Origin of the sequence: Frankia sp. Mgl5, from assembly GCF_023242985.1 — a bacterium.
Classification (GTDB): Bacteria; Actinomycetota; Actinomycetes; order Frankiales; family Frankiaceae; genus Parafrankia; species Parafrankia soli.
The window spans coordinates 18,135-31,874 of the sequence record NZ_JALKFY010000818.1; the positions used below are offsets into that span (position 1 = coordinate 18,135).

At 73.6% G+C, this 13,740-nt stretch carries 12 protein-coding genes; 11 read left to right on the forward strand and 1 reads right to left on the reverse strand.

Annotated elements, in window-relative coordinates; translation table 11 throughout:
- Nucleotides 1-94 precede the first annotated feature (94 nt).
- From MXD62_RS32190 to era, 5 genes are read left to right on the forward strand one after another with little or no spacing between them, the layout of a single operon-like run.
- Nucleotides 95-1,132: a PhoH family protein gene (locus tag MXD62_RS32190; RefSeq protein ID WP_112106876.1), complete on the forward strand. Its 1,038-nt coding sequence runs from the start codon at nucleotides 95-97 to the stop codon at nucleotides 1,130-1,132.
- A 52-nt stretch (nucleotides 1,133-1,184) separates the two neighbouring features.
- Complete coding sequence (gene ybeY, locus MXD62_RS32195; RefSeq protein ID WP_248833126.1) at nucleotides 1,185-1,664, forward strand: rRNA maturation RNase YbeY; 480 nt, start codon at nucleotides 1,185-1,187, stop codon at nucleotides 1,662-1,664.
- A 15-nt stretch (nucleotides 1,665-1,679) separates the two neighbouring features.
- On the forward strand, nucleotides 1,680-3,119 hold the full coding sequence (locus tag MXD62_RS32200; protein ID WP_248833127.1) for a hemolysin family protein: 1,440 nt from the start codon (nucleotides 1,680-1,682) through the stop codon (nucleotides 3,117-3,119).
- Entirely contained in the window at nucleotides 3,116-3,499 is a 384-nt protein-coding gene (locus MXD62_RS32205) for a cytidine deaminase (RefSeq protein WP_248833128.1), read from the forward strand. Before MXD62_RS32200 ends, MXD62_RS32205 begins: the two co-directional genes overlap by 4 nt.
- The gene (gene era / locus MXD62_RS32210; protein ID WP_020459718.1) at nucleotides 3,499-4,431 is read left to right on the forward strand and encodes a GTPase Era; all 933 of its coding nucleotides are present in this window, start codon (nucleotides 3,499-3,501) and stop codon (nucleotides 4,429-4,431) included. Before MXD62_RS32205 ends, era begins: the two co-directional genes overlap by 1 nt.
- 3 nt (nucleotides 4,432-4,434) lie before the next feature.
- On the opposite strand, the gene MXD62_RS32215 is transcribed toward era, so the two are convergent.
- Nucleotides 4,435-5,109, reverse strand: coding sequence for an NUDIX domain-containing protein (locus MXD62_RS32215; protein ID WP_248833129.1), 675 nt, complete (start codon nucleotides 5,107-5,109; stop codon nucleotides 4,435-4,437).
- A gap of 147 nt (nucleotides 5,110-5,256) precedes the next feature.
- On the opposite strand from MXD62_RS32215, the gene recO reads away from it, so the two are divergent.
- From recO to MXD62_RS32245, 6 genes are all read left to right on the forward strand, one after another.
- The gene (gene recO, locus MXD62_RS32220; protein ID WP_198145482.1) at nucleotides 5,257-5,988 is read left to right on the forward strand and encodes a DNA repair protein RecO; all 732 of its coding nucleotides are present in this window, start codon (nucleotides 5,257-5,259) and stop codon (nucleotides 5,986-5,988) included.
- 234 nt (nucleotides 5,989-6,222) lie between these two features.
- Nucleotides 6,223-7,020 (forward strand): isoprenyl transferase, encoded by a 798-nt coding sequence (locus MXD62_RS32225; protein ID WP_112106878.1) that lies wholly within the window; start codon nucleotides 6,223-6,225, stop codon nucleotides 7,018-7,020.
- Nucleotides 7,013-7,411 (forward strand): antibiotic biosynthesis monooxygenase family protein, encoded by a 399-nt coding sequence (locus MXD62_RS32230; RefSeq protein ID WP_248833130.1) that lies wholly within the window; start codon nucleotides 7,013-7,015, stop codon nucleotides 7,409-7,411. Before MXD62_RS32225 ends, MXD62_RS32230 begins: the two co-directional genes overlap by 8 nt.
- A gap of 117 nt (nucleotides 7,412-7,528) precedes the next feature.
- Nucleotides 7,529-10,588 (forward strand): glycine--tRNA ligase, encoded by a 3,060-nt coding sequence (locus tag MXD62_RS32235; RefSeq protein WP_248833131.1) that lies wholly within the window; start codon nucleotides 7,529-7,531, stop codon nucleotides 10,586-10,588.
- A gap of 71 nt (nucleotides 10,589-10,659) precedes the next feature.
- Nucleotides 10,660-11,346 carry a YdcF family protein gene (locus MXD62_RS32240; RefSeq protein WP_248833132.1) on the forward strand — a complete coding sequence of 229 codons (687 nt, stop codon included), beginning with the start codon at nucleotides 10,660-10,662 and terminating at the stop codon, nucleotides 11,344-11,346.
- A 358-nt stretch (nucleotides 11,347-11,704) separates the two neighbouring features.
- Nucleotides 11,705-13,588, forward strand: a complete 1,884-nt coding sequence (locus tag MXD62_RS32245) for a transketolase (protein ID WP_248833133.1) — start codon at nucleotides 11,705-11,707, stop codon at nucleotides 13,586-13,588.
- Nucleotides 13,589-13,740 lie beyond the last annotated feature (152 nt).

Below are 13,740 nucleotides of genomic sequence, written 5' to 3' on the forward strand. Positions count from 1 at the left end.
TGGATCCGACGGTCCCGCGGCGTTACCGCCTTCTGAGGGCGACCTTCGTCCCAGGTTGAAGCGAGAGGTGCTCCGGCCCAGGCGGCCGTACTACATGCCCGAATCCGACACCCCACCCGGCTCCCGGGTCACCACGCGCATCGTCGTCCCCGACGGGCACAGCATGGTGAGCCTGCTCGGGCACCAGGACCAGCTCCTGCGTGTGATCGAGAAGGCCTTCTCCTCTGACATCCACGTCCGCGGCAACGAGATCACGATCACGGGTGACCCGGCGGAGAACGAGCTGGCCGCCAGGTTGTTCTCCGAGCTCGTCGCGCTGCTCGACGCCGGCACCGAGATCAGCCCGCAGCACGTCGACCACTCGGTGGCGATGCTGCGCAGCGGCGCGGGGGAGCGGCCTGCCGAGGTGCTCACCCTCAACATCCTGTCCAACCGTGGTCGGACGATCCGTCCCAAGACGCTGAACCAGAAGCGGTACGTGGACGCGATCGACCAGCACACGATCGTGTTCGGGATCGGCCCGGCGGGCACCGGCAAGACCTACCTGGCGATGGCCAAGGCCGTGCAGGCGCTGCAGGCGAAGAAGGCCAACCGGATCATCCTCACCCGGCCGGCGGTCGAGGCGGGTGAGCGGCTCGGCTTCCTGCCCGGGACGCTCTACGAGAAGATCGACCCGTACCTGCGTCCGCTCTACGACGCGCTGCACGACATGATCGACCCCGACTCGATCCCGCGGCTCATGCAGAGCGGCACCATCGAGGTCGCGCCGCTGGCGTACATGCGCGGCCGTACGCTCAACGACGCCTTCATCATCCTGGACGAGGCGCAGAACACCTCTGCCGAGCAGATGAAGATGTTCCTGACCCGCCTCGGCTTCGGGTCCAAGATCGTGGTGACCGGTGACGTCACCCAGGTCGACCTGCCCAGTGGCACGCAGAGTGGCCTGCGAGTGGTCCGCGAGATCCTGGACGGCGTCGCCGACGTCCACTTCGCGACCCTGACCAGCACGGACGTCGTCCGGCACCGGCTGGTCAGCGACATCGTCGACGCCTACGCGCGCTGGGACGCGGCGAGCCCGGCACCGAGCACGGACGCGCGCCCCACGCGGGCGGCCCGCCGGGACCGCCGATGAGCGCCGGCGCCGGCGCCGTGGCTCCCGCCCCGGCCGCGGGAGGGGTTCTCTGATGGCCGTCTTCGTCGCCAACGAGTCGGGCGTGACGGACTTCGACGAGGTCACGCTGGCCGCGCTCGCCCGTTTCGTGCTCGACACGATGAAGGTCAACCCGTTGGCGGAGCTCTCGGTCATGCTCGTCGAGATTGACGCGATGACCGACCTGCACGTGCGCTACATGGCCGAGGAGGGCCCGACCGACGTGCTCGCCTTCCCGCAGGACGAGGCGTTCGAGCCGTCGTGGTCGGAGTCGCCCGAGGAGGACCCGACGACCCTGCTCGGCGATGTCGTCCTGTGCCCCGAGGTGGCCCGGCGGCAGGCCGTGCAGGCCGGCCACGGGATGGAGCGCGAGCTGCACATCCTCTGCACCCACGGCATCCTGCACCTGCTCGGCTACGACCACGCGGAGCCGGAGGAGGAACGGGAGATGTGGAAGCTCCAGAACAGCCTGCTGGCCTCCTGGGACACCGCGGCCGGCACCGGCGCCTCCTGACGGGGCCGGGCCGCCATGGACTCCGGTGATCTTCTCCTCGTCTTCATCGCCGCGGTGACCGCGCTCGCCGCAGCCGGCCTGGGCGCGGTGGACGCGGCGCTGACCAGGGTCTCCCGGGTCAGCGTCGACGAGTTCGCCCGGCAGGGCAAGGCGGGGGCGGCGAACCTCGCCCGGGTCGTCGCCGACCCCGGGCGTTACCTGGCGTTGCTGCTGCTGCTGCGGATCGCCGGCGAGATGGCCGCGGCGGCCTGCATCACCGTCCTGGCCGTGCACGCCTACGGCTCCGGGTTCGCCGCCGTCGGGCTGGGGGCCCTGGTGTCGACGCTCGTCGCCTACATCCTCGTCGGCGTGATGTTCCGGACGCTCGGCCGCCAGCACGCCCCGGCGGTGTCGCTGGCCACCGCCGGGCTGACCATCCGGCTCGCGAAGGTCTTCGGCCCGCTGCCCCGCCTGCTGATCGCCTTCGGCAACGCGGTGACGCCCGGCCCCGGCTACCGGGACGGCCCGTTCGCCTCGGAGGCGGAGCTGCGCGACCTCGTCGACCTCGCCGAGGAGAACGAGGTCATCGAGCCCGAGGAGCGCGACATGATCGCCTCGGTGTTCGAGCTGGGTGACACGCTCGTGCGCGAGGTGATGGTGCCGCGGCCCGACATGGTCTTCATCGAGTCCGACAAGACCGTCCGGCAGGCGATCTCACTGGCGCTGCGCAGCGGCTTCTCCCGCATCCCGGTGATCGGCGAGAGCATCGACGACGTCGTCGGCATCGGCTTCCTCAAGGACATGGTCGGCTGGGAGCGGGAGGGCCGGGAGAGCAGCCGGGTCGCGGAGGTCATGCGCCCACCGGTGCTCGTCCCGGAGAGCAAGCCCGCCGACGACCTGCTGCGCGAGATGCAGGCGTCACGCACCCACATGGCCGTCGTCATCGACGAGTACGGCGGCACGGCCGGCCTGGTGACCATCGAGGACGTCCTCGAGGAGATCGTCGGTGAGATCACGGACGAGTACGACAGCGCCACGCCGCCGGTCGAGTGGCTCGACGACGACACCGCCCGGGTGACGGCGCGGCTCGACGTCGACGACCTCGCGGACCTGTTCGGCGTCGAGGAGCTGCCCGGAGCGCAGGACGTCGAGACCGTCGGCGGGCTGCTCGCGAACGCGCTGGGCCGGGTGCCCATCCCCGGCGCGACGGCGGACGTCGCCGGCCTGCGGCTGTCGGCGGAGCGTGCGGCCGGGCGGCGCAACCAGATCGGCACCGTCGTCGTCCACCGACTGTCGCCGGCACCGAGCAACGGCGGGAGCGGAGCCGGCGGGAGCGGAGCCGGCAAGGGCGCCACCGGGAGTGACAGCAAGGGCAGTAACGGCAAGGGCACCAACAGGAAAACCGACGGCAAGAAGACCGACGGCGAGTCGGAGGGCCACCCGCCGGGCCCAGCGAGCAGAAAGGTGACATCGTGACGTCTCCCACCCCGCCAGCCGGCCTCGTCCTTGAGGCCGAGGACGCGAAGCTGGTGGTGCTGGCTCGGTCCGCCCGGCTGCGCGCGTACACGTCCGCGGGCCAGCCGGCCGAGGGCGCGGCGGTGCGCGACACCGACGGCCGGACGTACGCCGCCGCGACTGTCTCCCACACCCGGCCCGAGCTGGCCACGTCGGCGCTGCGTGCCGCGGTCGTGGCGGCGGCCTCCAGCGGCGCCCGCCGCTTCGAGGCCGCGGCCGTGGTGACCGAGGCCGGCGAGGCCGCCGGCGACGACCTGGCGATGCTCGCCGAGTTCGGCGCCGGGGTGCCCGTCTACCTCGCCGGTCCCGACGGCGTCGCCCGCAGCCGGGTGACGAGCTAGTGGACATCGAGCTCGCCGACCCGGCGACGGACTTCCGGTCGGGGTTCGCCTGCCTGGTGGGGCGGCCCAACGCGGGCAAGTCGACGCTGACGAACGCCCTGGTGGGGACGAAGGTGGCGATCACCTCCGGGCGGCCGCAGACGACCCGCCACGCCATCCGGGGCATCATCAACCGCCCCGACGCGCAGCTCATCCTGGTCGACACCCCGGGGTTGCACCGTCCGCGCACCCTGCTCGGCCAGCGGCTCAACGACGTCGTCCGCACGACGCTGTCCGAGGTCGACGTGATCGGCTTCTGCATGCCCGCCGACGAGCCCCTCGGCCGCGGCGACCGCTTCATCGCCGACGAGCTGGGCCGGATGGCGGGGCGCACCCCGGTGGTGGCGATCCTGACCAAGGTCGACGCGGTCGGTGACCCGGACCGCGTCGGCGCCCGGCTGCTCGAGGTCTCCGGGCTCGGCGACTTCGCCGACATCGTGCCGGTGAGCGCGGTGTCGTCCTTCCAGGTCGGCACGCTGGCCGACGTGCTCGTCTCCCGCCTGCCCGAGGGCCCGCGGCTCTACCCCGACGGGGAGCTGACCGACGAGCCCGAGCAGGTCATGGTCGCCGAGCTGATCCGCGAGGCGGCGCTGGAGGGGGTGCGTGACGAGCTGCCGCACTCACTGGCCGTGGTGGTCGAGGAGATGATCCCGCGGGAGAACCGCCCGGAGGACAGGCCGCTGCTCGACGTCCACGTGAACGTGTACGTGGAGCGGCCGAGCCAGAAGGCGATCGTCATCGGCGCCGGCGGCTCCCGGCTGCGCGACGTCGGCACCCGGGCCCGGACGCAGATCGAGGCGCTGCTGGGCACCCCGATCTACCTGGACCTGCATGTCAAGGTCGCCAAGGACTGGCAGCGGGACCCGAAGCAGCTGCGCCGGCTGGGCTTCTGAGCGTCACGACGGTGTCGGCAGCCGGCGCCGCAGGCGGTCCCACCAGCGCCGGGCCGGCGACCGTTCGTCGGTGGTCCGGCCTGCCGGGGCGCCGACGATCTCGCCGTCCACGATCTCGAGGATGGGCGGCATCAGCGGCCGGGCGGGCTCCGGCTCCGGCGCCGGCGCCGGCGCCGGAACCGGAACCGGAGCCGGAGCGTCGGCCCGCATCAGCGGCGGGTCGTCACCGCTGAGCGCGGTGGCCAGCAGGACCTGTCTGTTGGCCACGATGTAGTCCTTCACCGCGGCCGGCTGGAGGTCGTAGCGGGCGAGCTTCTTGCCGCGCAGGTCGATCCGCTCGACGGCGTAGCGGCCCTTGGTCGGGTTGCCGAACTCGGCGCCGGTACGCCGGTCCAGGTCCATCGAGACGAGCCGGCAGACGAAGAAGTGCTGCAGGTTCATCCCCTCGCCGCGGGGCGCGGCGGTCACGTAGACCTGCTGGACCCGGTCCACCACGGCGCCGAGCTCCTCGGCGAGCTCGCGGTGCAGCGCGTCCTCCACCGAGGCGTCCTCGGGGTCCACGCCGCCGCCCGGGGTGGACCAGTACGGCTTGCGCTTGGGGAAGGTTCTGCGGAACAGCACCAGCCGCCCGTTCTCGTCGATGACGATGCCTCGCGCCGTCCGCCGAACAACCCGCACCCACACATGATGGCGACCGCGGCGGCGGTGGTCGCCGGAATTCCCGACCGACGCCGCGGGGCGGTCCGCCGCCGCCAGGTCCGTCTCGTCGTGCCCCGCGGGCGGCGGCCCACCTGTTCGGGGGGACGGGCGTGCAACCATGGGAACGTGCCGGTGTATCGCGATGAAGGCGTCGTCCTGAGGACGGCGCCCTTCGCCGAGGCCGACCGCGTCGTCACGGTGCTCACCCGGCGTAACGGCCGGGTCCGCGCGGTGGCCCGAGGGGTGCGGCGGACGTCCTCGCGGTTCGGTGCCCGGCTGGAGCCCGGCACCCACGTCGATCTCCAACTGCACGAGGGTCGGTCGCTGGACACGGTGACCCAGGCGGACATTCTCGGTGCCTACGGTGCGACGATCGCGCAGGAATACGCGCGGTACACGGCGGCCGCGGTGATGCTGGAGACGGCCGAGCGCCTGACCAGCGAAGAACGCCAGCCTGCCCTACGGCTGTTCCTGCTGCTCGTCGGCGGCCTGCGTACCCTGGCGGGCGGTGAGCGTCCGCCGTCGCTGGTCCTGGACGCCTTCCTGCTGCGCTCCCTGGCGGTCTCGGGGTACGGCATGGCCCTCGACGAGTGCGCCCTGTGTGGGGAGCCGGGGCCGCACCACTCGCTGTCCGTTCCCGGCGGCGGCGTAGTGTGCCCGGAATGTCGACCGCGGGGCGCGGCGTCGACGTCTCCGGCCGCGGTGCGGCTGCTTGCCGACCTCCTGCACGGTGACTGGGACGGCGCCGAGGCGAGCGATGCCCGCGTCCGGCGGGAGGCCGGCGGCATCGTGGCCGCCTACCTGCAGTGGCATCTCGAGCGGGCGCTGCGCGCCCTTCCGCATCTCGAACGGACGTGAGGGCCACGGGCATGGGCGGCCGGAGGACACGTGGCCGAGGGCGGGGGCCCTGGCCGGGCACGGCAGTGCCCGGCGGGCGTGAGGGGACCGTGTGAGGAGCGGGGACGGGATGTGTGCTGCGAGACCGGCGGTTCGGGTGTGCGCGGGCCGGCCGGTTCGGACCATGGGGGTGAGCGCCCCACCGGGGCGGAGGTCGGTCGCCGTGCCGTCGGCCCGAACGAGAGGATGTCGGCTGTGAGCCTGCGTGAAGAGGTGGGCCGGCGGTTCCGCGATCCGCGTCCTCATCCGTCCGGAGCGCAGCCACCGCCGTTGCCGCCGGCCCTGGTCCCGCAGCATGTCGGGATCGTCATGGACGGAAACGGCCGCTGGGCGAAGCTGCGCGGCCTGCCCCGTACCAAGGGGCACGAGGCGGGTGAGGAGGCGCTGTTCGACTGCGTCGAGGGCGCCATCGAGATGGGGGTGCGCTGGCTGTCGGTGTACGCGTTCTCCACGGAGAACTGGAAGCGCTCGCCGGACGAGGTCGCGTTCCTGATGCGGTTCACCGACGGCGTGTTCGGTCGCCGTATCGACGACATGGACGAGCTCGGAGTCCGGGTCCGCTGGGCGGGCCGCCGTCCCCGGCTGTGGGGCAACGTGATCCGGCGGCTGGAGTCGGCGGAGCAGCGCACCCGGGACAACGACCGGCTCACGCTCGTGATGTGCGTGAACTACGGCGGGCGGGCCGAGTTGGCGGACGCCGCGGCGGCGATCGCCCGGGACGTGCGGGCCGGCCTGCTGCGCCCGGAGCGCGTCAACGAGGAGACCGTCGCCCGGTATCTCGACGAGCCCGACATGCCGGACGTCGACCTGCTCATCCGGACGTCCGGCGAGCAGCGGCTGAGTAACTTCCTGCTCTGGCAGGCCGCGTACGCCGAGTTCTCCTTCGTGCCCACTCTGTGGCCTGACTTCGACCGCCGGGATCTGTGGCTGGCCTGTGAGGAGTACGCCCGTCGTGACCGGCGCTACGGCGGGATCATCACCAACCGTGCCTGACCGCGACCAGACGGGGGCTCCGGTGGTGGCGGTCCTGCGCTTCGAGGTGCCCGAGCCGGCCCAGGTCGACTTCGCCGCGGCCGGGGAGCGGGTGGTGGCGGCGCTCGCCGGCCAGCGCGGGTTCCGCTCGGCCCGGCTCGGCCGCGCCGTCGACGAGCCGGTGGCCTGGCTGCTGGTGACGGAGTGGGCGGGGCCCGGGGCCTGGCGGCGGGCGCTGTCCGCCTTCGCCGTGCGGTGCGAGCTGACACCGCTGCTGGCCTGGGCTCAGGACGCGCCCGGCGCCTTCGAAGTGCTGCACGAACGGGAGGCCGACGGCGCGGCGCGCTCGCACGGGTCCGCGCTGGCGCCGGACGCCGCCGTGGCTGCGCCCGGCGGGCGCCGGGAGGACTAGGCCGCGCCCGGCGGCGCGCGCGACCAGGGCGGGCGGTAGCGGCGCCGCCACCCGGTAGCCTCGGCTGTGAGTGGCCGAGACCGAGCCGCCGAAACCGAGCTGCCGAGGCTGAACCCGATGCTGACCATGCAGGACGCCCTGCTGACGTTGACCCGCTACTGGACCGAGCGCGGCTGCATGATCGTGCAGCCGTTCAACACCGAGGTCGGCGCCGGTACGCACAACCCGGCGACCATCCTGCGGGTGCTCGGCGGCGAGCCGTGGCGGGTGGCCTATGTCGAGCCCTCGGTGCGCCCGGACGACTCCCGCTACGGCTTCAACCCGAACCGGCTGCAGACCCACACCCAGTTCCAGGTCGTCCTCAAGCCCGACCCGGGCAACCCTCAGGAGCTCTACCTGGGCAGCCTGCAGGCCCTGGGCATCGACACCGCGGCGCACGACGTCCGCTTCGTGGAGGACAACTGGGCCTCGCCGGCGCTCGGCGCCTGGGGGCTGGGCTGGGAGGTGTGGCTGGACGGGCAGGAGATCACCCAGTTCACCTACTTCCAGCAGGCCGGCGGCCAGAGCCTGGACCCGGTGAGCGTCGAGATCACCTACGGGATCGAGCGGATCCTGATGGTGCTGCAGAAGGTCCGGCACTTCACCGAGATCGCCTACGCGCCGGGGGTCTCCTACGGCGAGGTGTTCGGCCAGGCCGAGTACGAGATGTCGCGGTACTACCTCGACGAGGCCGACATCGACACGGTGCGCCGCATGTACGCCGACTGCGCCGCAGAGGCGCGCCGCCTCATCGACGCCCGGCTGCCGGTGCCCGCGCACATTTACGTGCTGAAGTGCTCGCACGCCTTCAACGTCCTGGACTCGCGCGGCGCGGTCTCCACCACCGAGCGGGCCACCTCCTTCGCCCAGATGCGCGGCATGTCCCGCGAGGTCGCCCAGCTCTGGCGGGACAGGCGCGACGAGCTCGGCGACCCGCTGGGGGAGGCGCCGCGCCCGGCCCCGGCCGTCGCCCGGCCGGTCGACCCGGCCGCCGTGCCGGCGGGGCCGGCCACCCTGCTGTTCGAGATCGGCACCGAGGAGCTGCCCGCCGCCGAGGTGACCCGCCAGACGGCCGCCGTCCGCGCGGCCCTCGTCGAGCGGCTCGCGGCGACCCGGCTCACCTACGGCGAGCTGCGGGTGCAGGGCACCCCGCGGCGCATCGTCGCGATCGTCGACGACGTCGCGCCGCGTGAGCCCGACGTCGAGCGGGTCGTGCGCGGCCCGCGCCGCTCCGCCGCCTACGACGCCCAGGGCGCGCCGACGAAGGCCGCGACGGGTTTCGTGCGCGGGCAGGGCGGCGACGTGGCGGACCTGACGGTCGTCGAGCACCGCGGGGTGGAGCACGTCGCCCTGGTGCGCACCGACACCGGCCGTCCCGCGACGGAGGTGCTCGCCGAGGTCCTCGGCGCCGTCCTGGGCGGGCTGCGCGCCGAGCGGAACATGCGCTGGAACGACCCGGAGCTGTCCTTCAGCCGTCCGGTGCGCTGGGTGGTGGCGCTGCTGGGCGGGGCGGTGGTCCCGGTCGCGGTCTCGACGCTGGCCGCGGGCTCCACCACCCGCGGGCACCGGCGCGCCGGGTCCCCGCCGATCGAGGTGACCGGCGCCGTCGGCTACCCGGAGCTGCTCGCCGAGAACTCCGTCCTGCTCGACCCGGCCGCGCGCCGCGAACTGATCGTCGACGAGGCCGCGAAGCTGGCGGCCGAGCACGCGGGCACGATCGACCTCGACACCGAGGCCGACGTCCTCGACGAGGTGACCAACCTGGTCGAGTTCCCGCGTCCGGTGCTCGGCTCCTTCGAGCCGCGTTACCTCGACCTGCCTGCCGAGATCCTCACCACCGTCATGCACAAGCACCAGCGCTATCTGGCGGTGCGGGACACGGCCGGGGCGCTGCTGCCCTGCTTCGTCACGGTCGCGGACGGCGCGGTGGACGTGCCGCTGGTCCGCGCGGGCAACGAGGCGGTGGTGCGGGCCCGGTTCGAGGACGCGGCGTTCTTCTTCGACGCCGATCTCAAGGTCCCGCTGGAGACGTTCCGCGCGGGGCTGGCGAAGCTGACCTTCGAGCAGCGGCTCGGGTCGGTGGCCGACCGCGCGGAGCGCATCGCGCGGCTGGCCGGCCTGTTCGCGGACCGGCTCGCCACCTCCGACGCGGGCGCGCTGTCCCCGGCGGAGCGGCGGACGCTGGACCGCGCCGGCGAGCTGGCCAAGTTCGACCTCGCCACCCAGATGGTGATCGAGCTGTCCAGCCTGGCCGGGACGATGGCCCGCGAGTACGCCCGCCGCGCCGGCGAGCCGGAGGCGGTCGCCGTCGCGCTCCACGAGATGGAGCTGCCGCGCCGGGCCGGCGGGACGCTGCCGGCCACGGTCCCCGGCGCGCTGCTCGCCCTGGCCGACCGGATCGACCTGCTGGCCGGGCTGTTCGCGCTCGACGCGGCGCCCACCGGCAGCTCCGACCCGTTCGGTCTGCGCCGCGCCGCGCTGGGCGTCACCGCGATCCTGGCCGAGCGGCCGGAGCTGGCCGGGATCACCGTGGCCGGCATGCTGGCCGAGGCCGCGAAGCTCGTCCCGGTGCCGGTTCCGGAGGCGGCCCTGGAGCAGGCCGACGCGTTCGTGCGCGGCCGGTTCGCCCAGTACCTGCTCGACACCGGCGTCGACCACCGGCTGGTCGGCGCGCTGCGCCCGCTGACCGGCCGGCCCGGCCAGGCGATGGTGACCCTGCAGGCGCTGCGCCCGCTGGTGGAGACCGCGTCGTTCGCGCGGCTGGCCGCCGCCCTGGGGCGGGTCCGCCGGATCGTCCCGGCCGACGTCGCGCCGGGCATCGAGATCAGCGCCCTCGTCGACCCCGCCGACCACCGCCTCGCCCAGGCCGTCACCGAGCTGTCCCGCCAGCTGGCGGCGCGCACGGCCGGCCGCCTGCCCGGGCTCGACGACTTCGTGGCCGCCGCCGGGCAGCTCCCGGACGCGGTCGACGGCTTCTTCGACGCGGTGCTGGTGATGGCCGACGATCCCGCGCTGCGCGCGGCCCGGCTCGGGCTGCTGGCGGAGATCCGCGACGTCGCCGCCGAGGTGCTGGACTGGGACGCGCTCGGCCCGCTGCCGGCCGCGCCGGGCGGCGCCGACGGCCCCACCGACACCTGAGTACGCGTCGCGGAGCACCCAGGTGCGCCCGGGAGGTTTGGGCTGGTCCCGGACGGCTAACGTGACATCGCGTGGACCTGTCCCTCCGGCGGCTTGTGCCCCGTCCGCCCTCGGCGTCCTGGTTCAGGGTGCCCTGGTGGCGCTGGGCGGCCCGAATCGTCGCGATCATCGTCGGGATCGTGCTGCTCGGGTCCGTGATGACCTTCGGGCAGGTGTGGTGGGTCGGGCGCGGTGACGACCGGCGGGCCTCCGACGCGCTGATCGTCCTGGGCGCCTCGCAGTACGACGGCCGGCCGTCCGCCATCCTGGCCGCCCGGCTCGACCACGCCCTCGAGCTCTATCGGTCCGGCGTCGCGCCGCGGGTCATCACGGTGGGCGGTAACCAGCCGGGGGACCGCTTCACCGAGGCCGAGGCCGCCGGGTCCTACCTACGTGACCGCGGCGTGCCGTCCAGCGCCGTGCTGGTGGTGCCCCAGGGTGTCGACACACTGTCGTCGCTGACCGCGGTGGCCGGGCTGATGGACAGCCGGCAGTGGCGGTCCGCGGTGGTGGTGACCGACCGCTGGCACAGCCTGCGCTCCCGGGCGATCGCCGACGACCTCGGCGTCGACGCGGTGACGTCGCCGGCGACGTCGGGCCCGGCCAACCGCGGGTTCGGCACCCAGGTGCGGTACATCCTGCGCGAGGGGATCGGGTACCGCTTCTACCAGCTGTTCCACCGGGCCTCGCCGTCCGCGGCCCACACACCCGCCGTCTGACCCGCCCGGGGATCCCCGGGCGGGTGCCCCACCGGGGGGCGGCGGGACGCGCCCGCCGCGTGATGATCACCACGGTGTGGCGTCGGCCCGGGACGGGCGGACGTCGCGGACCATGCCGAGTAGTCCCTGCGTCCCGGCCGATCGCCAGGTGCGGGCAGGGCCGCGCGGGCCGAGCGCCGAGCGGGAAGGTGTGACGAAAGCGCGATTTCGCCAGGCGTGGCGGGCCGTAGGTGCTGGTACGGTTCGGATCGCGGAGTGACAGGGTACTTCGGCAGGCGACGGAACGCTCGGGCCGGCCGGCCCTTGACACATCCGTGCAACCGACCTGCGCAGCACAATCCTGACTAAGGAGGCTGGTGTGGCAACTCCCGTGTCCGAAGTGGTCGGTGTCGCCGACCTGGAGACGGTTCGGGAACTCGCACAGCAGCTGCGGGTCGACTCGGTGCGCAGCAGCACCTCGGCCGGATCCGGTCACCCGACCTCCTCCATGTCCGCCGCGGACGTCATGGCGGTGCTGCTGACGCGCCACCTGCGCTACGACTGGGACACCCCGGACGACCCGGCGAACGACCACCTGATCTTCTCCAAGGGGCACGCGTCGCCCCTGATCTACTCGATGTTCAAGGCGGTCGGCGTCGTCACCGACGACGAGCTCATGACCGGCTACCGCCGGTTCGGGCACCGCCTGCAGGGCCACCCGACCCCGGTCCTGCCCTGGGTCGACGTGGCGACCGGATCACTCGGCCAGGGCCTGCCCGACGCCGTCGGGGTCGCGCTGGCCGGCAAGTTCCTGGACAAGGTCCCGTATCGGGTCTGGGTGGTCTGCGGCGACAGCGAGATGGCTGAGGGCTCCATGTGGGAGGCGCTGGACAAGGCCGCCTTCTACGGCCTGTCCAACCTGATCGCGATCGTGGACGTCAACCGCCTCGGCCAGCGCGGCCCGACCGAGTTCGGCTGGGACATGGACGCCTACGCCCGCCGGGTCGAGGCGTTCGGTGCCCGCGCGGTGGTGATCGACGGCCACGACCTGGGCGCGATCGACGCCGCGCTCGCCGACGCCGAGGACGCCTCCCGCCCCACGGTGATCCTGGCCCGCACCCGCAAGGGCGAGGGTTTCTCCGAAGTCGCCGACGCGGACGGCTGGCACGGCAAGCCGCTGCCCGAGGACATGGCCACCCGGGCGATCGCGGAGCTGGGCGGCGAGCGGAACCTGCGCGTGCGCGGCCCGGTTCCCCCGGCGGACATGGCGCGCCCGGCCCCGGCCCAGAAGCCGGCGGTCAAGCTCCCCACCTACGAGCTGGGTGCCAAGGTCGCCACCAGGCGCGCCTACGGCCAGGCGCTGGCCGCGGTCGGCGCGCACACCGACGTCGTCGCCCTCGACGCCGAGGTGAGCAACTCGACCTACGCCGAGGACTTCGCCAAGGCGCACCCCGACCGGTTCTTCGAGATCTTCATCGCCGAGCAGCAGCTCGTCGCGGCCGCGGTCGGCCTGTCGGTGCGCGGCTACGTCCCGTTCGCGTCCACGTTCGCCGCGTTCTTCTCCCGCGCCTACGACTTCATCCGGATGGCGGCCATCTCGCAGGCCGACATCCGCCTGGCGGGGTCGCACGCCGGGGTGGAGATCGGTCCGGACGGCCCGTCCCAGATGGCGCTCGAGGATCTCGCGATGATGCGGGCCGTGGGCGGCTCGACGGTGCTCTACCCGAGCGACGCGACCTCCGCGGCCAAGCTGATCGAGGCGATGGTCGGGATCTCCGGTGTCAGCTACATGCGGACGACCCGCGGTGCCTACCCGGTGCTCTACGGCCCGGACGAGACGTTCGCGCCGGGCGGTTCCAAGGTGCTGCGCAGCTCCGACGCCGACACCGTGACGCTGATCGGCGCCGGGGTCACCCTGCACCACTGCCTGGCCGCGGCCGACGTGCTCGCGGCCGAGGGAGTCTCGGCACGGGTGATCGACCTGTACTCGGTCAAGCCGGTGGACACCGCGACCCTGGCGGAGGCGGCGCGGGCGACCGGTGGCCGCCTCGTCGTCGCGGAGGACCACTACGCCGAGGGCGGCCTCGGCGGCGCGGTGCTTGAGGGCCTCGCGGGCGTCCTGCGCGACGGCAGCGTCTCGCTGCGGCTGGCGCATCTCGCCGTCGGTGAGCTTCCCGGTTCCGGTACCCCGGACGAGCTGCTGGACTTCGCCGGCATCTCCACGCCGCACATCGTCGAGGCGGCGCGCGGCCTGCTGCGCTGAGACCACCTCCCGCGCCGGCTCGTCCGGCGCGGGATCCGCGGCCCCCCCGCCCCCCGGGCCGGGGGCCCCCCCCCCCCCCGCCGTTGCGACGGCGACCGTGGGACCCGGCGGCCTCGGCAAGGTCGAGGTCCGGGACTCCGGAGACGGCGACC

Coding starts and splice junctions, on each gene's coding strand:
- MXD62_RS32235 (WP_248833131.1), top strand. CDS start 7,529: ATGCTGACCATGCAGGACGCCCTGCTGACGTTGACCCGCTACTGGACC.
- MXD62_RS32190 (WP_112106876.1), top strand. CDS start 95: ATGCCCGAATCCGACACCCCACCCGGCTCCCGGGTCACCACGCGCATC.
- ybeY (WP_248833126.1), top strand. CDS start 1,185: ATGGCCGTCTTCGTCGCCAACGAGTCGGGCGTGACGGACTTCGACGAG.
- MXD62_RS32200 (WP_248833127.1), top strand. CDS start 1,680: ATGGACTCCGGTGATCTTCTCCTCGTCTTCATCGCCGCGGTGACCGCG.